Raw genomic sequence first — 25,182 nt, 5'->3', positions numbered from 1 at the left:
CGTATCGTACTGCGGCAGGGCGCGGCGTGCAAATCGCCCTCAGGCGGATGCCTCGGGTTTTTTGGGATCCTTTTTGGGCTTGGCGCGCGCGGACTTCTTCGCGGCGCCAGCGCGCGGCGCTTCCTTGGGCGCGGGGGCGGCCGCGGCGGTCATCTGTTCCATCCACATCAGCGCGTCGGTGTACGACAGGAACTGCTGCAGGTAACCGGGCGACATTTCGCGCATCAGGGACAGCGCGCGGTGCACGAGCTGATTGGAATTGAGCGGCCCCGCGTTCTTGTGGACCTGTTCCTGCGATTGGCGGACCTGACGGTCGGCGCTGAAGCGCGACCAGAGCGCCCGGAATTCGTCGAGCAACGGCAGTTCGGGGTAGGCGGCGCGCAGGCCTAGCGGGTCACGGGAATCGTCGGAGCCAAGATACGCGATCAACCCGGCCAGCGGCCCGGCCGTCTCGGCGTCTTGCGGGGCCTCTGCATCAGCCTTAGCGCCTGCATCCGCAGCCGCATCCGCACCCGCATCCTTCGCGCCGTTCAACTGCCCCTCGTATGCCGCAATCAGATCCGCGACCCGCTCGTCCAGTCGCTGACGCGCTGCGCCCTCGTAAGCGGCCGCGCGGCGGTCCAGCGCGTCGATCAGGTGAAAGCGCAGCGGGTTGATGCGATCCGCGCCGCTGGCGCGCCAGGCGTCCAGCACCGCGCGCGCGTTCAAGCTTTCAGCGCGGCTGCCGTCACTCTTCACCGGGCTTACCCGCTTCGTTGGACGGTTTGGGAATAGGCGTGATCTCCACGCGGCGGTTCTTGGCGCGGCCTTCCTCGTCGGCGTTCGACGCGACGGGTTGCTCGGCGCCAAACGCGGCGGCAAACACCGTCGAAGACGGCACGCCTTCGTCGATCAGGGCGCGGGTGACGGTGAGCGCGCGCTGGGCGGAAAGGTCCCAGTTGTCCGCGAAGCGGCGGTTGCCTTCGCGCACCTGCTGGTCGTCGGTGAACCCGCTGACCATCAGGATTTCGTTGTGGGTTTTCAGGTAGGCGGACAGCGGCTCGATCAGGCTTTTCAGGATCTCGCGGCCCTCGGGCTGGAGCTGGTCGGAGTTCAGCGCGAAGAGCACGCTGCCGCTGATGCCGATGCGGCCGTTGATGAGCGTCACCCGGCCGGCGGCCAGGGGGCCCGCCAGCGCCTGCTCGAGCGTCTCGCGGCGCTGGGTTTCTTCCTGGCGTTGCTTGACCTCTTCTTCCAGGCGCGTCGAGAGCTGCAACTGCACCGCGACGACGCTGACCAGGATGAGGACGAAGGCGCCCAGCAGCACGGACATCAGGTCGCCGAAGACGGCCCAGGCGGGCGCCGTCGCTTCCACGCCGCCGTCGATATCCTCGCTCATGCCGTTTCGGCTCCGGCGGTGGCGCGCTGGGTGGCCAGCTGTTGCAGGTTTTCGATGATCTGCTTCTGCGACATCAGGCTCAGGTCGACGACTTCACGGGCCTGCGCCACGTAGTAAGACAGCTGCTCGTCGCCGCGCGCGATGGACTTGTCCAGCGCGGCTTCGATGCGTTGCAGATGCGCGGTGAGCTTGTCGTTCGATTCGCCGAAGGCCTGCACCGCCGCGCCGAAGGATTCGCCCAGGCTGGCGACCTCGACGGCACTGCTGGTGACGAGCGACGCCACGTCGGACAGCTTGCCGGTTTCGGACTCGACCTGCGCGGTGAACTGCGCGCCCACGCGTTCCAGCATGTCGGCCGACGACGCGACCAGCGCGTCCACGGCCGTGCGCTGCTCGGCAGCGGTGTGGTTGACGGCGTCCAGCAGCGTGCTGAGCGTTTCCAGCAGGCGGTTGCGTTCCTGCAGCATGTCGTTGTCGCGGACCATGCTGTCGGAGAGCTTCTGGCGCAGTTCGCCGATGACCTCGGCGGCGGCGCGGGGCGCCTCGGAAGCCGTTTGAACCAGACGGCCGATCTCGGCGATGGTTTCGCTGGCATGGGCCTGGGTCTGCGCGGTGATGTCCTGCGCAGTGAGGCTCAGGGTGTCGCAGATTTCCTGCTGCAGGCCAGCGGCCTGCGCGCCTGCCTGCTGCCATTCGGTGCGCAGCGCATCGGCCATGGCCGCCAGCTTGCCGGTCCAGGCGGCAAGACGTTCCTCGTCGTTGGACGCCAGCGCCGCTTGCAGGGCGGTGTGCGATTGTTCCAGCGTCAGCAGCAGTTCGGTGGCTTGCGTGCCGAAGGCGGCGGAGGCGGTTTCCAGCGCCTGGCGATTGTCGCTGGCAAGTTGCTGGCCGGTTGCTTCTTGTCGCGCCTGGGCGTCGATCCAGGCCTGCGTGACGCCGCCCGCGGCCGTTTCCAGGCGCGTGGACACGCTTTCGAGCAGGGCGGCCTGTTGCTGCGTCTGGGCCGAGATGTCGCGGGCGGTCTGGGTGAGCGCGTCGCTGATTTCGAGCTGGCGCAGGGCGGCTTGCGTGCCGGCCTGTTCCCATTCCTCGCCCAGCTTGGCGGACATTGCCGTCAGCGAGCCGGTCCAGGCGGCCAGGCGTTCCTCGTCGCGCGAGGCCAGCGCGGTTTGCAGGTCGGCGTGCGACTGGTCCAGCGTGCGCAGCAGCGCGTCGGCATGCTGGCCGAAGGCGGCCGCGGCCGTTTCCAGCGCGCGCTGGTTGTCGGTGGCCAGTTGCTTGCCCAGGTCTTCCTGGCGGGTCTGCGCGTGCAGCCAGGCTTGCGTGACGCTGCCGGCCGCCGTTTCCAGACGCGAGGACACGTCCTGCAGCAGGCGGGCCTGCGCGTCGGTCTGGCCGGCGATGCCGCGCGCGGTCTCGGCGAGCGCGTCGTTGATTTCCTGCTGGCGGGCCACGGTGTTCGCGCCGGCCTGTTCCCATTCCTGGCCCAGCTTGGCGGTCATGGCGCCCAGCGTGTTGCTCCAGGCGGCAAGGCGGTCTTCGTCGCGCGCGGCCAAGGCGGCCTGCAGTTCGGTGTGCGACTGGTCCAGCGTGCGCAGCAGCGACGTAGCGTGCTGCTCGAAAGCCGCGGTGGCGGCTTCCAGTGCGGCCTGGTTGCCAGCGGCCAGCTTGCCGCTGGATTCTTCCTGGCGGGCGAGGGCGCGGGTCCATTGGTCCGACACGCCGTTGGCGGCGGCTTCCATGCGGGCCGACACGCCTTCCAGCAGCGCGGCTTGCGCGGCAGCCTGTTCGGAGACGTCGCGCACGGTCTGCGCCAAGGCGTCGTTGATGTCCTGCTGGCGGGCGGCAGCCTGCGCGCCGGACTGTTCCCATTCCTGGCGCATCGTGGCGCCCATCGCGCCCAGCGTTTCGGTCCAGGCGGCCAGACGCTGCTGATCGCGCGAGGCCAGATCGGTTTGCAGCGCGGCGTGCGAGGCGTTCAGGGTACGCAGCAGCGACGCGGAATGCTGTTCGAAGCTGGCGGCTGCGGCGGTGAGCGCCTGCAGGTTGTCGCCCGCCAGCTTTTCGCCGGCTTGCTGCTGGCGCGACAGCGCGTCGGTCCAGGCTTGCGACATATTGCCGGACGATGCCTCCAGGCGCGTCGACACGCTGTCCAGCAGATTGGCGGAGCGCTGTTCGAACGTCTGGGCGAAGCGGTCGAGCGAGGCGCGCAGGTCTTCGGCCATGGCCTCGCTGGCGCGCTGCTGGCCGGCCACCGCCTGGCTCCAGATGCCGGCAACGTCGGTCGTCGCGGCTTGCAGGCCGGCGGTCAGGCCTTCCAGTTGCTGGCGAACGGCCTGCGAGACCGTGTCCTGCAGCGTGGCGGTTTCGCGGGACAGGCTGTCCATGGTGGCCTGCACGACGGGCTGCAGGGCCTCGCCGGCGGAGCGCGCGCTTTGCGCGACGCTGTCCTTCATGGACTGTTCCATCACGGACGCGAGGCGGGCATAGGCGGCTTCGGCCTTGCCCTGGAAGGCGGTCTGGCTGGCGATCTGGCGTTCGTTCAGCGCCTGATTCTGCTGCTCCATGCTCTTCATCATGGATTCAAGCTGGCCGACGATGGCGGGCATGGCTTCGGCCTGGCGTTGCATGACCTCGGCCTGGCGCTGGAGGAGCTTGAAGGATTCTTCGCGCTGATAGCTTTGCGAGTACACGCGCAGCGTGGTGGCCGCCTTGGTGTCCAGCAATTGCGCCGCGTGGACGCGGTCGCGGCGGCACAGTGCGGCCAAAAGGCCCAGCATGGCGGACGCGGCGACGCCAGCGATCGAGGTGCCGAATGCAAAGCCCAGGCCCTTGACGGGCGCCGCGAGCGACGCGCGGATCGCGGCCAGATCGGTGGAGCTTTCCAGGGCGAGGCCGGTGCCGCGCAGCGTCACGACCATGCCGAGGAACGTGCCCAGCATGCCCAACAGGACCAGCAGGCCGACAAGGTAAGGCGCCAGCGACGGACCGGGCAGGCCCACGCGCTCGCCTTCGATGCGCAGGCGCGCCGCGTTGCGCAGGCCGGCCGGCAGCTTGTCCAGCCAGGCGCCGAGGCTGCCCGGCGCTTCCTTCAGGTCCGACACGGCGCGCGAGAGAGCGGTCGTTGCCTGCTGGTAGCGCAGCAGCTCGAGCGCGCCGGCCAGGTAACAGACACCGATCAGCAGCGTCACGGCCAGCGCCAGCGGGTTCGTGCCCGCGTATCCCGCGCCGATCCAGCCCACAACGGCCAGTCCGGCCAGGAAAACCACGATATTGATCAGATTCTTGGACATAGTGTCCTAATTAGCTGGTGCGAAGGGCGGCAAGCAGCCCTTCGACCGGTTGTAAACGAACATCCAATTCGGCCAGCAGCACGGCGCGCATGTCGGCGCGGAACGTGTCCAGCCAGGCGCCCGCGGTAATCGCCGGGACGGGCGCCGCCGCGTTGGCCGCCACGCTGGCCGGCGCGGGGTCAATCGCTGCGGCCTCTGCATCGCCGTCGGCCTTTGCGTTGCCGTCCGCCTCTGCGGCGGCATCTGCAGGCGCGTCGGCGTCAGGCAATGCCTGCGACTCGGCCGCAGCTTCGGCTTGGGCGGCAGCCAGCGCCGCTTCCTCGGCCTTGCGCAGCCGGTCGAAGTGCGTCTGCAGCAGCTTCGGAATCGCGCCTAGCAGTGCTCGCTCCTTGGGCAGCAGCGCGCGGTCCATGATCGCGTCCACCACGGCCAGGCGCGTCCATTCGCCATTGCGCGCCGCGACCATGCCGCGCAGCCGGCTGCGCAGATTGCCGATGCTGGTCTCCATCGTGTGCTGCAACGACAGATACCGCTGGCGAAAACTCGAATAATCGAACTCGTCCTCGGCCAGGGCGGCAGCCAGTTTCTTGGCGGGCGCCCGCGCCGGGGCAACGCGCTTGGCGGCCGTTGCCGCCGTGTCGCTGGCGATGGCGTCGGCCAGGGTGGTGCGCACGCGCGCGCATTCGCGTTCTTCGGCGCTGCTGAACAGGCGGGCGCCGGGCGCAATGACCGGCGGACTGGTATTCAACGCCGCCGACAGGGCGATCGCGTCCGTCCAGCCAAGCCATTGGCTCAGATGGTCGGATAGCGACTGCCTGGACTGCTGGACTTCCGCGTCCGTCAGGCGAGTCAGCAAGCGAATGAGCGTCGGGCCGCTTAAACCTGTGCGCTGGGGGGCTTGCAACATACCACCAGAGTCAAAAAGGGGGGAGTTTACACGCTGCGACGGCCTGAGAGGGCCTGTCCGGGCGGCCCGGGCGGTAGCCGCCACTGCAAATTGGGGTCACATCACAGGCGCGGCAACACAAGCGCTGCAATACGGTGTCGCCGCCAGGCGGCGTGGAACCCTGGCCCCGCCTGGCCGTCGAACGTTGCATGGATGCCCGCACCCCCTGGCGATGTGCCCGACGACTTCTCATTCTTGCCGCGCTGGTAGCCCTGGCGGTTTGGGCCTGGCCGCGTCTGCCCGAGCCGGCGCGCGCGCCCTGGCACATGGCGAGGCTGTCCTGGCAGGACGCGCCGCTGTCCCTGCCCGTACCGGTGCAGGGCGTCGCGCCGCGGCGCCTGGCGGACACCTGGGGCGCGGCGCGGTCGGGCGGGCGCACGCACCAGGGCATCGACATCTTTGCCAAGCGCGGCACGCCGGTGCTGTCGGCCACCGAAGGCGTGGTCACGCGCATCGGCGAGAACACGCTGGGCGGCCAGGTCGTGTGGGTGATGGGGCCGGGCCGGCAGATGCACTATTACGCGCACCTGGACGGCTACGCGGATATCCGACGCGGCCAGCTCGTCGCGCCGGGCGACGTGCTGGGGTTCGTGGGCAATACCGGCAACGCCAAAGGCACGCCGCCGCATCTGCACTACGGCATCTATGCCGGGGGCGGGGCGCTCAATCCGTATCCGCTTCTGATGGCGCCCAGCGCGTCCGGCGGATCCTCGCTGCCGGTGTCGTCCGCGCAATAGCCCTGCAAGCAGCCCACCGCACGGTGTAGATTTGTTCCCTGGCCAAGACAAGCGGGGCGGCGGTGGCGCATCTTCCATGGACTTTCTGATTGAAAGCGCGGCGCGCGCGCTGGCCGCGGGCGACCCGCTGGGCGCGTTGAACCACGTGGCGCTGCGCAGCGACGCGCCCGCGCTGGCCCTGCGCGGCATCGCCTTCGCGCAACTGGGCGATCTGCCCCGCGCCAGGGCGCTGCTGCGAAGCGCCGGGCGGGCGTTTGGTCCCCGGCAGGCGGTGGCGCGGGCGCGCTGCGTGGTCGCCGAGGCGGAAATCGCGCTGGCTTCGCGCGATCTGGGCAATTCGCACAAAGCGCTGGACACCGCGCGTGCCACGCTGCACGCGCATGGCGACGTGGTCAACGCGGCGCATGCCCGTCACCTGATGGCGCGCCGCCAATTGCTGCTGGGACGGCTGGAAGACGCCGAGCGCACGCTCGCCGAGCTGGATTCAGCCGCACTGCCTTGGGCGTCGCGGGCCATTCAAGCGCTGATCGTCGCGGGCATCGCCCTGCGCCGCCAGCATGCCGCAAAGGCCCGGGCCGCGCTGACGCACGCGGGACGCTGCGCCGAGCAAGCCGGCATTCCGGCGCTGATCGCGGAAGTGGACCACGCGTTTCGGGCGCTGGAGGCGCCGGCGGCCCGGCGCATCGGGCACGACGGCGAATGCACGGTGTCGCTGGACGAGGTCGAGGCCTTGCTGGCGTCCGGCACGCTTGTCGTGGACGCCTGCCGGTACGCCGTGCGCGGTGTGCAAACGACGGTCGCGCTGGCCGGCCGTCCCGTGCTGTTTGCGTTGGTGCGGGCGCTGGCGCAGGCCTGGCCGCAGGACGTGACGCGCGATGCGCTCATCGCCCACGCGTTTCGCACGCGCTACTTTGACGAGACGCACCGCGCGCGCCTACGCGTCGAAATGGGCCGCCTGCGCACCGCGATCCGCCCGCTGGCCAGCATCCATGCCACCCGGCACGGCTATACGCTCACGCCGGCCGGCGCGGGCGGCATCACGGTGCTGGCGCCCGCCGGCCAAGAAACGGATCCGGAGCAGGGCGCGCTGCTGGCCTTTCTGGCCGATGGCGAAGGCTGGTCAAGTTCGGCATTGGCGCTGGTGCTTGGGGCCAGCCAGCGCACCGTGCAGCGCGCGCTGGAGGCGCTGGCCGAGGCCGGCAAGGTGCAGGCCTTCGGCCAGGGACGCGCGCGGCGCTGGATGCTGCCGCCGGTGCCAGGATTCACGACAAGCTTGTTACTCCCGGCGATTTTGCCCGGCCAGTAGCATGGACGCATCCCTACAACAGGAAGCCATCATGAAACGATCACAAGCCGAAATCCTCCGCGAATATGGCCCATTTCCGGGCGTCGAGGCCGTCCATGGGCTGACGTACGACGGCAAGCAGGTGTGGTTCGCCACGGGCGACAGCCTCGTTGCCCTGGACCCGGCCACCGGACAGACGTCGCGCGCGCTCGACATCACGGCCAATGCCGGCACGGCCTTTGACGGCACGCACCTCTATCAGATCGCCGATGGCCGGATCCAGAAGGTCGATCCGCAAAGCGGCAACGTGCTGTCCACCATTCCCGCGCCCGGCGGCGAGGGCGTGTCCGGCCTTGCCTGGGCGGAAGGCAGCCTGTGGGTCGGCGCTTACCGCGACCGCAAGATCCACCAGGTCGATCCCGAGACCGGCAACGTGCTGCGCACCATCGATTCCAACCGCTACGTGACGGGCGTTACGTGGGTGGACGGCGAGCTGTGGCACGGCACGTGGGAAGCCGAAGAAAGCGAGTTGCGGCGTCTTGAACCGCGCACCGGCGAGGTGCTGGAAGCGGTCGAGATGCCGGCTGGCATTGGTGTGTCGGGCCTGGAGTCCGACGGCGGCGCCCGGTTTTATTGCGGCGGTGGCGAAAGCGGCAAGGTGCGCGCGGTGCAGCGGCCGGGCAAGGCCTCGGGTTGACGCGAACAATGGGAAAAAACAACAGTAGATAGAAATGAGAAGGAGTTGCATTTAAACTTCCTGCCGATTTGTCACCCTTAGACCATTTCGGTAGGAAGCCACAATGCAAGAAGAAAGACGCGTCGGCCGCGGCCCAATCGTTCACCCACGTTTCGTGCTGCGCCGCACGTCTGCGGCGGTTTTACTGGCGTTGGCCTCGGGGGCGGTTGCGGCGCAGGATGCCGCCGTCTCGACGTTGCCGTCGGTGCAGGTGGTGGGCGACAACGCCAATCCGAACACCACCGAGGGGACGGGTTCCTACACGCCGCGTTCCACCGCCGCCAGCACGGGGCTGTCGCTGTCGCTGCGCGAGACGCCGCAGTCGGTCACCGTGATGACGCGCCAGCGCATGGACGACGAGGACATGCGGTCGCTGGCCGATGTGATGGGCAGCACGCCCGGCATTTCGGTGCAGAACTTCGACAGCGAGCGCTACACGTTCAATTCGCGCGGCTTCAGCATCAGCAATTACATGTACGACGGCGTGCCCACGTCTTTCGATGTGGGCTATGCGGCGGGCGAGTCGTCGGTCGATCCCATCATCTATGACCGCGTGGAAGTCGTGCGCGGCGCGACAGGCCTGATGACGGGCGCGGGCAATCCGTCGGCCTCCATCAACCTGGTGCGCAAGCACGCCGACAGCCGTGAGTTCAAGGCGGACCTGAGCGCGGGCGTGGGCAACTGGGACACCTATCGCGTGACGGCCGACCTGTCCACGCCGCTCAACGCCGAAGGCACCGTGCGCGGCCGCATCGTCTCGGCGTACCAGGACAACCGGTCGTTTCTGGACTACTACCAGAACAAGAAAAAGGTCTTCTACGGCGTGGTGGACGCCGACCTGACCTCGCGCACCACGCTCAGCGTGGGCTACAACTACCAGGACAACGAGCCGCAGGGCAGCAGCTGGGGCGGCTTTCCGCTTTGGTACGCCGACGGCGGCCGCACCGATTGGCGCCGGTCGCTGAACACCGGCGCACGGTGGAGCTCGTGGGGCAGCACCACGCAGGGCGCCTTCCTCAGCCTGGAACATCGCTTCGAGAACGACTGGCGCGTGCAGGCCGTGGGCTCGTATTCCAAGAATGAAATGGACGGCAAGCTGCTGTACCTGTACGGCTGGCCCGACCGCGAGACGGGCCTGGGCATGGGCGCGTCGCCCGCCTGGTACCTGGGCGACCGCAAGCAGAATGCGCTGGATCTGAAGGCGAACGGTCCGTTCACGCTGTTTGGCCGCCGCCACGAAGCCGTGGTGGGCGCCAGCTTCAACCGGCAGAAGGGCGACTTCAACTACCGCTCGGCCATCAATGCGGCCGGCGTGGGCAACTTCCTGGAGTGGAACGGCTCGTATCCCGAACCCGACTGGAACGATTCGATCATCGCCAACCGCTACACCACCACGCAGACCGGCTGGTACGGCGCGCTGCGTCTGAACCTGGCGGATCCGCTGAAGCTCATCGTCGGGGGGCGCTACAGCACCTGGAAGACCAACTCGATCGGCTTTGGCGGAGAAGGCCGCACGGAGTTCGACAAGAACGCCTTTACGCCGTACGCCGGCCTGCTGTACGACATCAACGACACCTACACGGCCTACGTCAGCTACACCGGCATCTTCAATCCGCAGACCTACCAGGACCGCAACGGCAATTGGCTCGATCCGCTGGAAGGCAAGTCGTACGAGGCCGGCATCAAGGGTGAATGGCTGGAGGGCCGCCTGAACGCCAGCGCCGCCGTTTTCCAGATCGACCAGGACAACGTGGCGCAGGCCGACCCGGGCCAGATGGTGCCGGGCACGACCAACCAGGCATATACCGCTGCACAAGGCACGCGCAGCCGCGGCTTCGACCTGGAAGTGTCGGGTGAAGTGACGCCGGGCTGGAATGTGGCGGCCGGATGGTCGCATTGGACCGCCAGCGACGGTGAGGGCAACGCGATCCAGACCGACCAGCCGCGCAGCCTCGTGCGCGTCTTCACGACGTATCAGTTGCCGGGCGACTGGAACCGCTTGACGGTGGGTGGCGGCGTGAACTGGCAGAGCCATGTCTACACCATCGCCAGCGGACCCAACGGCGACGAGCGTGTGGGCCAGGGCAGCTACGCCATCACCAACCTGATGGCGCGTTACCGCTTCAACCGCAGCCTGTCGGCGCAGTTGAACGTGAACAACGTGTTCGACCGCAAGTACTACAGCCAGATCGGCTTTTACAGCCAGGGCGCGTGGGCCGCGGGACGCAGCGCGATGCTGACGATGCGCTACCAGTACTGATCGCGAGCGTTATGCGGGCCCGGTCTTAATGGGCCCGACATTACGCGGCCCAGCATTACGCGGGCCCGACCGGACCGGAGGCCGCCCGCGCGGCCTCCGCGATGCTGGCGATGAACGCCTTGGCGGCCTCGGGCATGATGCGGCCGGCCAGCGTCTGCACCTCGAAGTGGCGTTCGTTCATTTCGCGGTCGCGGAGCGGCACGGCCACGATTCTTCCCCATTGCAGGCGGTTGCGGATGGCGAGTTCCCCGCAGAAGGCGACGCCGCCGCCCGCGCTGGCAAAGCCGACCAGCGCGTCGATGCTGCGGCTGGTGAATGCCGGCTCGCAATGCAGTTGCTGGCGGCTGCAACTGATGTCGATCAGCTGACGCAGGGTGGAATCGGGGCTGGGCAGGGCCAGCGGATACGCCATCAACTGCGCCAGCGCCATCTCGCGCCGGTCGGCCAGCGGATGGTCGGCCGCGAGGATCGCGCGCACCGGCGCCGGCACGCGCGCTTCCACCCGGATGTCGCGTTGCGACGTGAGGCTGAGGGTGACGCCGATGTCCGCCGACCCATCCCGGATGCGCTGGGGGATTTCCTGCTGCGAGCAGACGTCCAGCGAGAACCGGATACCCGCATAGTGCTGCCGGAAGGCCGCGATGGCCGCCGGCACGAACTCTGACGCATACCCCTCGGTGCTGACGATGCGCACATGGCCCTGGCGCAGCCCGCGCAGCGCCAGGATGTCTCCGGCCACGCGCTCGACGTCCTGCTGCATGCGTTTGGCGTGCGCGGCCAGCAGTTCGCCCGCGGCGTTCGGAAGCATGCCGCGCGCGCGCCGCTCGAACAGCAAGGTGCCCAATTCGCGTTCGATACGGGCGATCTGCCGGCTGACGGCCGAGGGCGCGACGTCCAGCCTGCCCGCGGCCTCGCTGACCGAGCCGGTGCGCACGACCTCCAGGAAATATCGCAGGGAAATCTCCTGCAGGACGCGAGGATTCATGGTCAGCTCCAAGGTTTGCGGAAAACGCAAAGAAGAATTCTAACCATTGATATTGCTGCAAAGCGTTGGCCGCCTCTAGGATGTGGGCATTATTTGCGCTTTCCATTTGCTACCACAGCCATGTTTCAAGCCGACGCTTCCTCCCATTCCCCCGTTCTGGAGTCTCTCCGGCAGGCAAAGCCGGTGCTGTGGACCGGGCCTGTCACACCCAGCGCCGCCGGCGGGCCGGGCGCGCACTTCCTGATGGATCAGGTGCTGTCCGCGCAGGAGCGCTTTGCGCGATTTGCGCCGCTGCTGGCCGAACTGTTTCCGGAACTGGCCGAGACGCGCGGCGTGATCGAGTCGCCGCTGTTGCCCGCCGCCGCCATGCAGGCGGCCATCGGCCTGCCGCACCAGGACGGACGCTTGTGGATCAAGGCAGACCATGCGCTGCCGGTAGCCGGTTCGATCAAGGCGCGGGGCGGCATCCACGAAGTGCTGGAATTTGCCGAATCGCTGGCGCTGCGGGAAGGGCTGCTTCACCCGGGCGACGACTACCGCAAACTGGCCGGCCCGGAGGCCCGCGCCGTTTTCGGCCGCCATCAGGTGGCCGTGGGCTCCACCGGCAACCTGGGCCTGTCCATCGGCGTGATTGCATCGGCGCTGGGGTTCCGGTCGGCCGTGCACATGTCCGCCGATGCCAAGGAATGGAAGAAGGCGCGGCTGCGCGCGCGCGGGGTCGAGGTCGTCGAGCACGCGGGCGACTACGAAAAGGCCGTGGCCGCGGGCCGCGCGCAGGTCGAAGCCGATGCCTTTGGTTATTTCGTCGACGACGAGCGTTCGGCGTCCCTGTTCCTGGGCTACGCCGCCGCGGCGCTGCACCTGCGCGTCCAACTGCATGAAGCGGGCGTGCGTGTCGATGCCGAGCATCCCTTGTTCGTCTACCTGCCTTGCGGCGTGGGCGGGGCGCCGGGCGGCATCGCCTTTGGCCTGAAGCAACTCTATGGTCCGCACGTGCATTGCTTCTTTGCCGAGCCGGTGCAGTCGCCGTGTTTCCTGGTGCGCATGATGGCCGGCCGGGGTGAACTGCCGGGCGCGCCGGCGTCCGCGTCGGTGTACGACGTGGGCTTGACCAACGTGACCGAGGCCGACGGCCTGGCGGTTCCGACGGCATCCGAGCTGGCCTATGCGGCGGTGGGCGCGCATCTGGGCGGCGTCTACACCGTGGAAGACGACACGCTGTACGCGGACCTGGCGCGCCTGAAGGACAGCGAAGGCCTGCGCATCGAACCGTCCGCCGCGGCCGGTTTCAGCGGACCGCGCCACCTGTGCGGCACCAACGCCGGCCGCGCATGGTTGCGCGCGCAGGGCCTTGACGCGCATCTGCCGCGCGCCACGCATCTGGCCTGGACCACCGGCGGGCTGTTCGTGCCCGACGAAGAATATGACCGATTCCTGAGCCGTGGGCGTTCGCTCGCGGCCGGCAACTAGGCGCCGACAGACGCGCCGCTTTTCCACCACCTCCCATCGAGCACCGCCATGAAAACCTCGTTTCTTGCAGTCAGTCTCGCTTTTGCCAGCACCGTCGGCGCCGCCGCGCCCGCGGTGGCCCAGGACGCCTATCCCAGCCGGCCGCTCACGCTGGTCGTGCCTTTCCCGCCGGGTGGCGCCACCGATGTGCTGGGCCGCGTGGTGGCGCAGAAACTCGGACAGGAATTGGGCCGCACGGTCGTGGTGGAAAACCGCGCCGGCGCGGGCACGGTGATCGGCGCCAGCTTCGTCGCCAAGGCCGCGCCGGACGGCTACACGCTGCTGGTCAGCTCCGGCACGACGTTCACGGTCAACCCGGCCATCCAGAGCAATCTGCCGTATGACCCGGTCAAGAGCTTTGAACCCATCGGCATCGTCGGCCGCACGGGCCTGGCGCTGCTTGCGAACCCCAAGGTGCCGGTCAAGGACCTGAAGGAGTTCGTGGCCTACGTGAAGGATCCGGCCCACGACCAGCCGCCGTATGGCTCGTTCGGCACTGGCACCACCGCGCATTTCGTGGGCGAGGCATTCACCTCGGCGGCCAAGCTGAAGATGACGCACGTACCGTACAAGGGCAGCTCGCCCGCCATGACGGACCTGATCGGCGGGCAGATTCCGTTCTCGGTCGACACCGTGGCCGCGGCGTTGCCGCAAAGCAAGCAGGGCAAGGTGCGTGTGCTGGCCGTGTCCGCGCCCAAGCGTTCCGCGTTCCTGCCCGACGTGCCGACGTTCGCGGAACAGGGCTATCCCTCCGTCGCCATGGATACGTGGCTGATGGTCGCTGCGCCGCGAGGCTTGCCGGCCGACGTGAAGACGCGGCTGGAGAAGGCGCTCAAGGCCACCGTCGAATCGCCCGAAGTGGTCAAGAGCCTGGAGGCGCAAGGCTTCGAAGCCGCCTTCGCCAGCGCCGCGGAAGGCGAGGCGCTGATCCAGCAGGAACTGCCCGTCATGCGTGAAGTCGCGCAGCGGGCCAACATCAAGATCGACTGAAGGAAGACGACGATGGCATTGGACGACACCCTGGTATCCCTGACGGCGGTCGAGCTGCGGCGCATGATCGGCGCCCGCCAGCTTTCGCCGGTGGAATTGCTGGAAGCCTGCATTGCGCGCATCCAGGCCGTGAACCCGTACATCAACGCGGTGACCGCCACCGCCTACGAGCGGGCCAGGGCGGAGGCGCGCGCCGCCGAGCGCGCCGTGATGGCGGGCGAACCGCTGGGCCTGTTGCACGGCCTGCCGATGGGGGTGAAGGATCTGGAACCCACGGCCGGTGTGCTGACCACGTACGGTTCGCCCTTGTATCGCGGGCACGTGCCCGACGAGGACATCGAGCTGGTGGCGCGCCTGCGCCGCGCCGGCGCCATCGTCGCCGCCAAGACCAACGTGCCCGAAATGGGCGCGGGCGCCAACTCGCGCAACACGGTGTGGGGCGCGACGGGCAACCCGTTCAATCCGAACCTGAATGCCGGCGGCTCGTCGGGCGGTTCGGCCGCGGCGCTGGCCGCCGACATGCTGCCGGTCTGCACGGGTTCGGACACGGGCGGGTCGCTCCGCATTCCCGCATCCAAGTGCGGCGTGGTCGGATTCCGGCCGTCGCCCGGCATCGTGCCCAGCGTGCGCAAGCCGCTGGGCTGGACGCCGATTTCGGTGGTCGGGCCGATGGGCCGCACGGTGGCCGACGCCTGCCTGCAGATGGCCGCGTCCGCAGGCATGCATGCCGGCGATCCGCTCAGCTATCCGCTGGACCCCCTGCAGTTCCTGAATCCCGGCGTCGCCGACCTGGGCTCGCTGCGCGTGGCCTACACCGAAGACTTCGGCGCGTGCGACGTGGACGACGGCATCCGCGCCACCTTCCGCGAAAAGATCGCCGCCATGCGGCATCTGTTTGCCGCCTGCGATCCAATCGACCTGGACGTGGGCGAGGCCCATCGGTGCTTTGACGTGCTGCGTGCCGAAGCCTTTGTGGCCGGCATGCGCGACGCCTACGAGAAGGACCCGTCCAGCCTGGGTCCCAACACCCGCGCCAACTTCGAGATGGGCGCGGCGATGAGCCTGAAGGACTGCGCGTGGGCGCAGGCCGAACAGACGCGCCTGATCAAGCGGTTCCAGCGCGCGTACGACGATTACGACCTCATCCTTTCGCCCACCACGCCGGTCTCGCCGTTCCCGTGGACGCAGCTGTACGCGGACAAGATCAACGGCGTCGCGCAGGAGAACTACTACCGCTGGCTGGCACTGACATACGTGGTCACGCTGACCACGCACCCGGCGCTGACGCTGCCGTGCGGACGCGATGCGCAGGGCATGCCGTTCGGGCTGCAGATCGTGGGCCGCTTTCGTGGAGACCGCGAAGTCCTGGCCGCGGCGCAGGCGATGGAGCAGGCGTTTGCGGGAACGGAAATCCTGCGGCGTCCGCGGCCGGATCTGGCCGCGCTGCGTCCGGCAGAACCGGCGCTGACGTCGATCGTGACTTCGCCGCCACAGTTGCAGGGCGGGGGAGAAGCGGGCGCGGTGTCGGCCGTGTAATTCGCGCCTGTTTACCTACCGGGCCAGCACACCGCGCCATGCGGTCTGCTGGCCTTTTGCTATTTCGGGCTAGTCCGTTTTCTAGGGTAATTCCTGACTAAAAGCTGATTGTCAGCCGTTTGTCAGGCAGGTTTAATCACTCCAAAGTTGCGCATCAGACGCATCAACCGGCATTGGATGGCTCGCCGCAGCCAATCTGTGCCACACCCTTGCAGCCGTAGTAACAACACGCTGGTCCATGTAGTCCACCCCAGGAGACAACAAGCCATGCAACACGTTACAAAGCCCCGCCGCCGCAAATTCATTTCTGGCGCAGCCGCCGCGGGGGTCGCGGCGCTAGGATTTCCCGCCATCGCCAAGGCGCAGAACGCGCCCATCTCTTTCCGCTTCCAAAGCACCTGGCCCGCGAACGACATCTTTCACGAATTCGCGCGCGACTACGCCAACAAGGTCAACGAGATGGCCGGCGGCCAGTTGAAGATCGAAGTGCTGCCCGCGGGCGCCGTGGTCAAGGCGTTCGACCTGCTGGATGCGGTGTCGGCCGGGACGCTGGATGGCGGCCACGGCGTGGTGGCCTACTGGTACGGCAAGAACACGGCGGTGGCGCTGTGGGGGTCGGGTCCGTCTTTCGGGATGGACGCCAACATGCTGCTGGCCTGGCACGAATACGGCGGCGGCAAGGAGCTGCTGGTCGAGATCCAGAAGGCCATGGGCGTGAACGTGCAGTCCCTGATGTACGGGCCGATGCCGACCCAGCCGTTCGGCTGGTTCAAGCGGCCGGTGACCAAGGTCGAGGACGTCAAGGGCGTGAAGTTCCGTACCGTGGGCCTGGCCATCGACATGTATACCGCGATGGGCGCGGCCGTGAACGCGCTGCCGGGCGGTGAAATCGTGCCGGCGCTGGACCGCGGCCTGCTGGACGGCGCGGAATTCAACAACGCGTCTTCCGATCTGGCGCTGGGATTCCAGGACGTCTCCAAGATCTGCATGCTGCAGAGCTTTCACCAGAGCGCGGAACAGTTCGAGGTGATGTTCAACAAGGCCAAGTACGACGCCTTGCCGGACAACCTGAAGCACATCCTGAGCTACGCGGCCCAGGCGTCCAGCGCGGACATGTCCTGGAAGGCGGCGAACCGGTATTCGCAGGACTACATCAAGCTGCAGAAGGATCACAACGTCAAGTTCTACAAGACGCCGGACGCGATCCTGCAACAGCAGCTCAAGATCTGGGACGACATGATCGCCAAGCGGTCGGCTGAAAACCCGCTCTTCAAGAAGGTGCTGGACTCGCAGCGGACATTCGCCGAGCGCGTGGGCCGCTGGCACGGCGACACGACGGTCAATCATCGCATGGCCTACAACCACTACTTCTCGCGCAGCACCAAGCAGGCCTGACGCCGACTTGTGCCGCACCCGCGCGCCGCTTGCCGGCGCGCGGCGTTTCGCCATGCGTCCAGGGCCCGTGCGCGTTGCCGGCAGGTGTGCGGCGGCATGAACGGGTCCGACTCCAGGACCTTCGATGATCCGAATCATACGTTTCATAGATCGCATCTCCACCTTCGTGGGCAAGACCTTTGCCTGGTTGATCGTAGTCCTGACGCTGCATGTGTGCTGGGAGGTCGCGGCACGCTACATCCTGAACCAGCCCAGCGCCTGGGCGTTCGACCTGCAGATGATGTACTACGGCATCCTGTTCATGATGGCCGGGGCGTATACGCTGGCCAAGAACGGGCACGTGCGCGGGGACATCCTGTACGGCTTTCTGCCGCCGCGCGTGCAGGGCGGACTGGACCTGCTGCTCTTCATCGTCTTTTTCTTTCCGGGCGTCATCGCGCTGGTGTGGGCCGGCTGGTATTACGCCGGTTATTCCATCGCCATCCGCGAGCATTCCTCGCTGATGGCCAACGGGCCCCCGATCTATCCATTCAAGGCCTTCATTCCCGCCGCCGGCGCGGTGCTGCTGCTGCAGGGCGTGGCCGAGGTCATGCGCTGCATCCTGTGCCTGAAGCAGGGCGCGTGGCCGTCGCGTGAAGAGGACGTCGAGGAAGTGGACGTCGACAAGCTCAAGGAGATGGTGCACGTGAAGGACGAAGACATCGTCAAGCTCGATCGCTACGTCAAATCCGGGGAGTCCCAGCGATGAAAATCCACAAGGCATTGTGGTTCGGCCTGTCGTGCATCGCGCTGGTGCTCCTGATGATCGCGTTCCTCACGCCGTGGGACAACCTCACCACCGGTCATATCGGGCTGCTGATGCTGGCCTTGATCGTGGTGGCGATCATGCTGGGCTTTCCCACCGCGTTCACGTTGATGGGCATGGGCGTGCTGTTCACGTTCCTGGCGTATTACATGCAGAGTTCGGACCCGGGGCGGTCCCTGGGCCAGACGCTGGATCTGATGGTGCAGCGCACGTACGCCACCATGACCAACGATTCGCTGATCTCGATTCCGCTGTTCGTGTTCATGGGCTATCTGGTCGAACGCGCCAACCTGATCGAAAAGCTCTTCCGGTCGATGCATCTGGCGCTGGCGCGTTTGCCGGGTGCGCTTGCCGTGGCCACGCTGGCGACCTGCGCGATCTTCGCGACGGCGACGGGCATTGTGGGGGCGGTCGTCACGCTGATGGGGCTGCTGGCGATGCCGGCCATGCTGAAGGCGGGCTACAGCGTGCGCCTGACGGCCGGTTCGATCACGGCGGGCGGTTGCCTGGGCATCCTGCTGCCGCCTTCGGTGATGCTGATCGTGTATGGCGCCACCACGGGCGTGTCGGTGGTGCAGTTGTATGCCGGCGCGCTGTTTCCCGGGATCATGCTGGCCTTCCTGTACATGCTGTACGTGATCATCGTGGCCAAGGTGCGGCCCGACATGGCGCCGCCGCTGCCCGAGAGCGAGCGCGGCGTGCCGCTTTCGCCCGGCTCGGCCGCGCTGGCGGCAGGCCCTTACACGCGCGCCGTGTCGGGCATGCTGGCCGCCATGTTCAAGGGCCGGCGCAACAGCGCGGTGTCGTTTGGCTATCTGACGCGCAACATGGCGATGGCGTTGACACCGCTATTGGTGACGGTGCTGATGCTGGCGGTGGTGCATCACGCGCTGACCAAGCCCGTCGTGGAATATGAGATTCCGGCAGAACTGCAATTGGGTTCCGGCGGTTTCGATTCCGGATCCGGATTGAGCGAACCACCCGTGGACGGTTTGGCCGAGCCGCCGTCAAACGATCTGCCCGAACCGCCGTCCAATGAACTCGCCGAACCGCCGGGGAGCGCGCCCGCCGCGCCGGGCTTGAGCGAACCGCCGGGCACGCCTGCTGCCCAGCCGCCGGCGGGCGCGGCCGCGCCTGCGCAGCAGGCCGCACCCGACACGGCCGACGCCCGCAAGCCCACGCCCACCGGCTTCTGGATCTTCGCGGGCGTGTGCGCGGTGATACTGGCGGTCTTCTATGCAGCGCTGACGTGGGCGCGGCTGGAAATCTTCAAGATGCTGATGGCGTCGTTCTTCCCGCTGGCGGTGATGATTGCGGCCGTGCTGGGATCGATCGGTTTCGGCCTGGCCACCCCCAGCGAAGCTGCCGCCATGGGCGCGATGGGCGGCGCGCTGCTGGCGCTGGCGTATCGCAGGCTGAACTTGCCGGTGCTGCGCGAATCGGTGTTCCTGACCGCCAAGACCACCGCCATGGTCTGCTGGCTGTTCGTGGGATCGTCGATTTTTTCAGCGGCGTTCGCGCTGCTGGGCGGCCAGCGCATCATCGAGGAATGGGTGCTGTCGCTGGGCCTGACGCCGATCCAGTTCCTGCTGCTGGCGCAGATCATCATCTTCCTGCTCGGCTGGCCGCTGGAGTGGACCGAGATCATCGTGATCTTCATGCCGATCTTCGTGCCGCTGCTCAACACGTTCGGCATCGACCCGCTGTTCTTTGGGCTCTTGGTGGCGCTGAACCTGCAGACCGCGTTCCTGTCCCCACCGGTGGCCATGTCGGCCTTCTACCTGAAGGGCGTGTCACCGCCGCACGTGACGCTGAATCAGATCTTCATGGGCATGATGCCGTTCATGGGAATCCAGGTGGTCGCGATCTTCCTGCTGTACATGTTCCCGGCGATCGGCATGTGGCTGCCGACGGTGCTGTATCGGTAAGGCGCGTGGGTGTCTGACACCGGGTGTCAGACACCGTTGCTGAGATACACCACCGCCGCGACCAGCCAGGACGCGGCCAGCGCCATATAAGCCAGCAGCAGGATCTGCGTGAGGGAAGCCGGCCAGTGCTTGCTCAAGCCGGCGCTTTTCCCCAGCGCGCCCAGCAGATAGCCGCCGTTCGCGCCCGGCAAAGGCAGCAGGTTAAGCGCGGCCGTCGTGGCGGCGGTCAGGCCCAGCAACATGGGGAAGGGCAGACCGTGCGCGGCGGTATCCACACGGGCCAGCAGCGCCTGCGCCGTGTGCAGCGGCGACAGCGCGCCGCTGACGATGTTCGCGAATCCATCCACCAGCGCCTGTACGCCAACCATTCCGCCGAGCAGCGCGCACGCCAGCGCGATCAGCGCGAAGCAGCCGGATGCGCCGATGAACAGTTGCGCCCAGAGCGGCTGCGCTTCCAGGTGTTGCGGGTCAACGTCCGCGTCGTCCGCCGTCTGGAAACGGACCGCGCCGCCGACGGGCAGCAGCCGAATGCTGAGCTTGCCTGCGCGCAACAGCCGCGGCCCCAGCCCGAACGACAGTTCGTCCAGCGCCACGCCCAGCGCGCGGCCCGCGAAGGCCATCACCGTCACATGCACCAGCGCACAAAGGGCAACGGCCAGCAACAGGCCGATGGCCCCTGACGCCACCGTCATTCGCCATCCGCCTTGGCCAGCGACACTTTCCCGAACGTCATCCACACATGCGCCGTCTCGGACGCCTGCGCGCGATACGTGCCGGAGGCTTCGCCCAGACGCATCGCGACAGCGGTGAACTCCCAGGCCTGGGCGTCGTCGCAATCGACCTTGCGCTCGGTGTAAGCGGGCAGCCCATGCGCCCGCCCGAAGGCCAGCGCCAGTTGCGCGTGCTCGGCCAGCTCGGCAGGCACGGACGGATGGTCCCAGCCCCACAGGAAACTGCCATCTTCGCTGTTGGACGTGCCGATGATCTGCACCGGCGCGGTGGCGACGATGCCGCCCGGAAGCTGGAACACGATCAGGCCGCTATCCATATCCACCGACCATTGCTCGGCCTCGTCCAGGTGCCAGGTCGCGCAATGCGCCGTGGTGGCGGCCTGCATGCCTTCCATGCTTTGGGCGATATACGTCTGGACGTCGAAGGGCGTGGTGGTGTCGGACATGCGGGGTCTGCCGTAAGAATTAAATGGGGTCAGTATGATAGGCCAGATTCCGCGTCTGGACGCAGCAGGACGTAAACGTCGGTCTCTCGCTCGTAGTGGTGCTCTCGCCCGGCGAACGCAAAGCCTAGTTTTTTTACGACGCGCACGGACGCGTCGTTGCCCGGCCAGATCACTGCGACAATTTCTGGCACGTCTAGCGTCCGCCATGCGTAATCGCACACTTGCGCGCTGGCCTGAGTCGCGATGCCTTGTCCCCAAGCTGATCGGCACAGGCGGTAGGCAAGCTGAATTCGACCCGTGGATCCAAGCGGCGTCAGGCTGACCCAGCCGACGGCAGTGCCGTTCGCGTCGATTACCCAATGGCCGATCTCGGTCACGGGCTCATCAAGCCAGGCAAGCAATTCGCGGCGCCTCGAATCGTCGGCGGCTTTCACGCCTGTGCTGTAGCGCATCACTTCCGGATCGGACTCCATGGACAGCAGCATCGGCACGTCAGCGACGTTGAACCGGCGCAGTGTCACGGTTGGGCAATTGTCGCGTTCGCGGACGGCGGGGCCGATGGGGTGTGCATGCAGGATGGATGCCATGGGCGCCATCCTAGCACTGCCCGGCCATCGGCCCGGCGCCGGCTCAAAGCTGGCTCATGCCACCGTCCGCAATGATCTCCGTGCCCACGATGAAGGCCGATTCGCGCGCGGCCAAGTGCAGCACGGTCGCCGCGATCTCCTGCGGCGTTCCAAAGCGGCCCAGCGGAATCTGCGCCTGGATGCTGGCGGCGGTCTTCTCCAGCGTGTCGGCGTCCAGGCCCAGCTTGCCGTAGATCGGCGTGGCGACCGGTCCGGGGCTGACGACATTGACCCGGATGCCGCGCGGCAGCCATTCGGCCGACAGCGTCTTCGCCAGGGAGATCAGCGCCGCCTTGCTGGCCGCGTAGATCGACGAGGCCGGCATGCCGATATGGGCATTGATGGACCCGTTGAGCACGATGGACGCGCCCGTGTTGAGCAAGGGGTCCAGCGCCTGCAGTTGGAAGAACACGCCCTTGACGTTGGTGTCGAACGTCTGGTCCCACAGGTCTTCGGTGGCGTCGGCGAGTGTGGCGAACTTGGCGATGCCCGCGTTCACGAAGACGGCGTCCAGGCGCACGCCTGCCGATGACAGGGCGTCGGCCAGGGCGGCGGCGGCCCCGGGTGCGCCGGCGGTGTTCTGAATGGCCAGCGCGTTGCCGCCCAGGGTGGCGCGGGTCTTTTCCAGCGCCGCGGTGTCGCGTCCGGTGACGATGACGCGGGCGCCTTCGGCGGCGAAGGCTTGGGCGGCAGCGAGGCCGATGCCGCTGGTGCCACCGGTGACGAGGACGGTTTTCTGTTCAAAGCGGTTCATGACGGGTTCCTTTGGTGTGGAGGTGAGGTGTAGCCATGTTGCGCCTTGCCCCGTGGTTTGTCGTACGATCTGACGCATGAATACGTTCGATAAAACCGAACATGTTTGGTCTGGAACGTATAAACCGATAGGTGGATCCCGCGATGCTGACCCCCAATGAACTCGCGTTGCTGGAAGCCATCCGCGACAGCGGCAGCTTGTCCCGAGCCGCCGCCCGGCTGGGCAAGGCCCCGTCTTCCGTGTCGCACGCGGCGAGGCAACTGGAGGAACGCTTCGATGCCCTGTTGTTCGACCGCCGCGGCTACCGCTTGCAGCTGACGCCCGCCGGCCAGTTGCTGGCGGACGAAGCCGCGCGGCTGGCGCAGGATGTCAGCCGGCTCACGCAACGCGTGCGGCAGGTGGCCAGCGGTTGGGAAGATCGCCTGCACATCGTCAGCGACGAGATCCTGGAATTCGAACTGATGGCGCCGCTGATCCAGGCCTTCGACAAACTGGAATCGGGCGTCCGGCTGCGCTTCACGCACGAGGTGCTGGGCGGCACGTGGGAAGCGCTGCGCGAGGGGCGGGCTGACCTGATCGTGGGCGCGACCAACGAACCGCAGACCATGCCGAACCTGCAATGGGCGGCGCTGGGCGAGATGGAATGGCTGTTTGCCGTATCACCGCGCCATCCGCTGGCCAAGGCAAAGGGGCCGTTGCGCCAGGACCAGATCCAGCAGCATCGCGCCGTCGTCGTTGCCGACACGGCGCGCGGCTCGTCGGCGCGCGGTTATGGCAGGGTCGGCGGGCAGGCCACGCTGGCCGTGCCCAGCATGCGCGCCAAGATCCTGGCGCAACGCGAAGGCCTGGGCGTGGGTTGGGTGCCGCGCCAACGCGTGGCTTCGCTGCTGGCGCGGGGCGAATTGGTGGAAATGGCCACCGAGACGCCGCGCGAGCCCAACCTGCTGTACCTCGCGTGGCGCGGCGATCACGACGGGCGGGCGCTGCGCTGGTGGCTGGACCAGTTGCGCCAGCCGCGCATGGGGGCGGCGCTGATGCGAGGCATCGACGGGTTCGCCTGACGCGTTGTAGTCTTGACCGCCTACAACAGTCCAAAGGACGAACATGGAAGAGACAAGACAGGAAACCCCACTCGACTGGGCATCGTTGGTCGACGACCTGAACCGGCTGCTGCGGCTGAAGACCACCGTCATCGGCATGAAGCTCTACGAGCACGAAGCCGACATGGCAGGGGTAAAGGGCCTGCGCCGGCCCAAGGCCACGCACACCACGGACCAGATCGTGGGCATGGCGGCGCGGCTGGGCTGGACGGTCGGTATTACGGGCGATGATCTGGTCGGCGCGCAATGCCGCGCCGTCATCGGACTGGGGCCGCAGGACGAAGACTGGAAGCGCGGCAAGGAATATGTGGGCGTCTGGCACGCGACCGAAGCCGATGCCCGGGCCCGCCAGGAGGCGCTGACCTGTGTGCCGGCGGGCAAGTACCGCGCCATGGTCGTATCGCCCCTGGCGAACGGGCGCCTCGACCCGCCGGACATCTGCCTCGTGTACGCGACCCCCGGCCAGATGATCATCCTGATCAATGGCCTGCAATGGAAGAACTACCGGCGCTTTGACTGGAGCGTCGTGGGGGAAACGGCCTGTGCGGACTCCTGGGGCAGGGCGCTTGCCACCGGCGAGCCAAGCCTGTCCTTGCCCTGTTTCGCCGAACGCCGCTATGGCGGCGTGCCCGACGACGAAATGCTCATGGCGCTGCCCCCGCGCTATCTGCCGATTGCCATCGAAGGCATGAAGGCGCTGGCGGCCAATGGCCTGCGCTATCCCATCGCGCCGTATGGCATCCAGAACGACGTGCGCGCGGGCATGGGGGTGAGCTACGCGCAGCCGCCCAAGACTCAGGGTTGAATGCCGGCGTGCAGCGCCGCGGCCAGGGTGCGCGCGGCCGGACCCAACGGCTGGTCGATGCGGTGCGCCAGATAGGTTTCGGTGGTGATCTGGCTGTCGCGGCCCAGGCTGGCGGCGGGTACGCGCAGCAGGCGGCCCTCGGCCAGATCGCGCTCCACCTGCCAGAGCGGCAGCCGGCCCCAGCCCAGCCCGGACAGAATCAGCGCGTGCTTGGTGTCCTGGCCGCTGACGCGGCAGGTCTGGGGGGACAGCACGGCAAAGTCGCGGCCTTCCGACAGCCGCGAGGGATCGGATTGCACGATCTGCAGGTGATCCGCCAGGTCCGCTGCGTTAAGCGTCCGGCCAGCGCGCGCGGTCTGCGCCAGGGGATGCGAAGCGCCGACGACGGCCACCATCTGGATCGCCCCAAGCGCCTGCACCGCAATGCGGGGATGCCGGAAATGCTCGCCCGCAAGAATGCCCAGCGTGTGCGTGCCGGCCAGCAACGCTTCGACCGGCCCGCCCAGCGGCAGTACCGACACGCGCATCGCCACCGAGGGATACGCCGCGCGCATGTGGGCCAGCGCCGCGCCAGCCCTTTCGATCGGAAAGAGCGTATCCACCACCAGCGAAAGTTCCAGCTCCACGCCTTCGCCCAGGCCCTGCGCCCGGGCGCGCATTGCATCGACTCGCAGCAGGATGTCGCGGGCATTCGCAAGCAGCGCCTGACCCTGCGGCGTCATGACGGGACGATGGCCGGTGCGGTCGAAGAGCGGCACGCCCAGTTGCGCCTCCATATTGGAGATGGCGTGGCTGACCGCGGACTGTACGCGGGACAGACGGCGGGCGGCGGCGCGGAAGCTGCCTGTGTCCGCGACGGCGGCGAACACGCGCAGCTGGTCAAGGGTGAGCGCATCGATCATGGGGTGAGTGATCTATTTGTTCGATCAAGATCGTC

Annotated in this window: 22 protein-coding genes; 12 read left to right on the top strand and 10 right to left on the bottom strand. The window is 67.5% G+C overall.

Annotation, left to right across the window (positions count from 1 at the left end; all coding sequences use genetic code 11):
* Positions 1-39: 39 nt before the first annotated feature.
* The 4 genes from CLM73_RS15745 to CLM73_RS15730 are packed head-to-tail and all read right to left on the bottom strand — an operon-like array spanning position 40 to position 5,578.
* Entirely contained in the window at positions 40-738 is a 699-nt protein-coding gene (locus tag CLM73_RS15745) for a DUF2894 domain-containing protein (RefSeq protein WP_105239225.1), read from the bottom strand.
* Positions 728-1,378: an OmpA family protein gene (locus tag CLM73_RS15740; RefSeq protein WP_105239224.1), complete on the bottom strand. Its 651-nt coding sequence runs from the start codon at positions 1,376-1,378 to the stop codon at positions 728-730. The genes CLM73_RS15745 and CLM73_RS15740 overlap by 11 nt, the downstream gene beginning before the upstream one ends.
* Positions 1,375-4,671 carry a DUF802 domain-containing protein gene (locus CLM73_RS15735; RefSeq protein WP_105239223.1) on the bottom strand — a complete coding sequence of 1,099 codons (3,297 nt, stop codon included), beginning with the start codon at positions 4,669-4,671 and terminating at the stop codon, positions 1,375-1,377. Before CLM73_RS15735 ends, CLM73_RS15740 begins: the two co-directional genes overlap by 4 nt.
* 10 nt (positions 4,672-4,681) lie before the next feature.
* Positions 4,682-5,578: a DUF3348 domain-containing protein gene (locus CLM73_RS15730; protein ID WP_105239222.1), complete on the bottom strand. Its 897-nt coding sequence runs from the start codon at positions 5,576-5,578 to the stop codon at positions 4,682-4,684.
* A 188-nt stretch (positions 5,579-5,766) separates the two neighbouring features.
* Here CLM73_RS15730 and CLM73_RS15725 point away from each other — a divergent pair, with 188 nt between their 5' ends.
* From CLM73_RS15725 to fhuE, 4 genes are all read left to right on the top strand, one after another.
* Positions 5,767-6,354 (top strand): M23 family metallopeptidase, encoded by a 588-nt coding sequence (locus CLM73_RS15725; RefSeq protein WP_105241559.1) that lies wholly within the window; start codon positions 5,767-5,769, stop codon positions 6,352-6,354.
* 76 nt (positions 6,355-6,430) lie between these two features.
* The gene (locus tag CLM73_RS15720) at positions 6,431-7,660 is read left to right on the top strand and encodes a winged helix-turn-helix transcriptional regulator (protein WP_105239221.1); all 1,230 of its coding nucleotides are present in this window, start codon (positions 6,431-6,433) and stop codon (positions 7,658-7,660) included.
* Between the two features lie 31 nt (positions 7,661-7,691).
* Positions 7,692-8,336 (top strand): PQQ-binding-like beta-propeller repeat protein, encoded by a 645-nt coding sequence (locus CLM73_RS15715; RefSeq protein WP_105241558.1) that lies wholly within the window; start codon positions 7,692-7,694, stop codon positions 8,334-8,336.
* Between the two features lie 103 nt (positions 8,337-8,439).
* Complete coding sequence (gene fhuE, locus CLM73_RS15710) at positions 8,440-10,635, top strand: ferric-rhodotorulic acid/ferric-coprogen receptor FhuE (RefSeq protein ID WP_105239220.1); 2,196 nt, start codon at positions 8,440-8,442, stop codon at positions 10,633-10,635.
* Positions 10,636-10,690: 55 nt separating this feature from the next.
* On the opposite strand, the gene CLM73_RS15705 is transcribed toward fhuE, so the two are convergent.
* A complete protein-coding gene (locus CLM73_RS15705) occupies positions 10,691-11,620 on the bottom strand; it encodes a LysR family transcriptional regulator (RefSeq protein WP_105239219.1) in 930 nt (309 codons plus the stop codon).
* A gap of 120 nt (positions 11,621-11,740) precedes the next feature.
* On the opposite strand from CLM73_RS15705, the gene CLM73_RS15700 reads away from it, so the two are divergent.
* The 6 genes from CLM73_RS15700 (at position 11,741) to CLM73_RS15675 (ending at position 19,783) form a co-directional block, all read left to right on the top strand.
* Complete coding sequence (locus tag CLM73_RS15700) at positions 11,741-13,090, top strand: D-serine ammonia-lyase (RefSeq protein WP_105239218.1); 1,350 nt, start codon at positions 11,741-11,743, stop codon at positions 13,088-13,090.
* A gap of 48 nt (positions 13,091-13,138) precedes the next feature.
* Positions 13,139-14,119 carry a Bug family tripartite tricarboxylate transporter substrate binding protein gene (locus tag CLM73_RS15695; RefSeq protein ID WP_105239217.1) on the top strand — a complete coding sequence of 327 codons (981 nt, stop codon included), beginning with the start codon at positions 13,139-13,141 and terminating at the stop codon, positions 14,117-14,119.
* A 12-nt stretch (positions 14,120-14,131) separates the two neighbouring features.
* Positions 14,132-15,655: an amidase gene (locus tag CLM73_RS15690; protein ID WP_105239216.1), complete on the top strand. Its 1,524-nt coding sequence runs from the start codon at positions 14,132-14,134 to the stop codon at positions 15,653-15,655.
* Between the two features lie 267 nt (positions 15,656-15,922).
* Positions 15,923-17,050, top strand: coding sequence for a TRAP transporter substrate-binding protein (locus tag CLM73_RS15685; RefSeq protein ID WP_105239215.1), 1,128 nt, complete (start codon positions 15,923-15,925; stop codon positions 17,048-17,050).
* A gap of 124 nt (positions 17,051-17,174) precedes the next feature.
* Positions 17,175-17,798, top strand: coding sequence for a TRAP transporter small permease subunit (locus CLM73_RS15680; RefSeq protein ID WP_105239214.1), 624 nt, complete (start codon positions 17,175-17,177; stop codon positions 17,796-17,798).
* Positions 17,795-19,783 carry a TRAP transporter large permease gene (locus CLM73_RS15675; protein ID WP_105239213.1) on the top strand — a complete coding sequence of 663 codons (1,989 nt, stop codon included), beginning with the start codon at positions 17,795-17,797 and terminating at the stop codon, positions 19,781-19,783. Before CLM73_RS15680 ends, CLM73_RS15675 begins: the two co-directional genes overlap by 4 nt.
* Before the next feature lie 26 nt (positions 19,784-19,809).
* Here the strand turns inward: CLM73_RS15675 and CLM73_RS15670 are convergent, their stop codons facing one another.
* The 4 genes from CLM73_RS15670 to CLM73_RS15655 are packed head-to-tail and all read right to left on the bottom strand — an operon-like array spanning position 19,810 to position 22,340.
* Positions 19,810-20,475: a site-2 protease family protein gene (locus tag CLM73_RS15670; RefSeq protein ID WP_105239212.1), complete on the bottom strand. Its 666-nt coding sequence runs from the start codon at positions 20,473-20,475 to the stop codon at positions 19,810-19,812.
* Positions 20,472-20,960 (bottom strand): DUF6882 domain-containing protein, encoded by a 489-nt coding sequence (locus tag CLM73_RS15665; protein WP_105239211.1) that lies wholly within the window; start codon positions 20,958-20,960, stop codon positions 20,472-20,474. The genes CLM73_RS15670 and CLM73_RS15665 overlap by 4 nt, the downstream gene beginning before the upstream one ends.
* A gap of 29 nt (positions 20,961-20,989) precedes the next feature.
* Entirely contained in the window at positions 20,990-21,547 is a 558-nt protein-coding gene (locus tag CLM73_RS15660) for a GNAT family N-acetyltransferase (protein WP_105241557.1), read from the bottom strand.
* 43 nt (positions 21,548-21,590) lie between these two features.
* On the bottom strand, positions 21,591-22,340 hold the full coding sequence (locus tag CLM73_RS15655; protein WP_105239210.1) for an SDR family oxidoreductase: 750 nt from the start codon (positions 22,338-22,340) through the stop codon (positions 21,591-21,593).
* Positions 22,341-22,483: 143 nt separating this feature from the next.
* On the opposite strand from CLM73_RS15655, the gene CLM73_RS15650 reads away from it, so the two are divergent.
* Positions 22,484-23,401, top strand: a complete 918-nt coding sequence (locus CLM73_RS15650) for a LysR substrate-binding domain-containing protein (RefSeq protein ID WP_105239209.1) — start codon at positions 22,484-22,486, stop codon at positions 23,399-23,401.
* A gap of 43 nt (positions 23,402-23,444) precedes the next feature.
* Complete coding sequence (locus CLM73_RS15645) at positions 23,445-24,245, top strand: DUF169 domain-containing protein (protein ID WP_105239208.1); 801 nt, start codon at positions 23,445-23,447, stop codon at positions 24,243-24,245.
* On the opposite strand, the gene CLM73_RS15640 is transcribed toward CLM73_RS15645, so the two are convergent.
* Positions 24,236-25,147: a LysR family transcriptional regulator gene (locus CLM73_RS15640; protein ID WP_105239207.1), complete on the bottom strand. Its 912-nt coding sequence runs from the start codon at positions 25,145-25,147 to the stop codon at positions 24,236-24,238. The genes CLM73_RS15645 and CLM73_RS15640 overlap by 10 nt on opposite strands.
* Positions 25,148-25,182: the final 35 nt, after the last annotated feature.

It is taken from the genome of Achromobacter spanius, from assembly GCF_002966795.1.
In the GTDB taxonomy this organism is placed as follows: Bacteria; Pseudomonadota; Gammaproteobacteria; order Burkholderiales; family Burkholderiaceae_B; genus Achromobacter; species Achromobacter spanius_D.
This window is presented reverse-complemented; position numbering and strand designations above follow the sequence as displayed.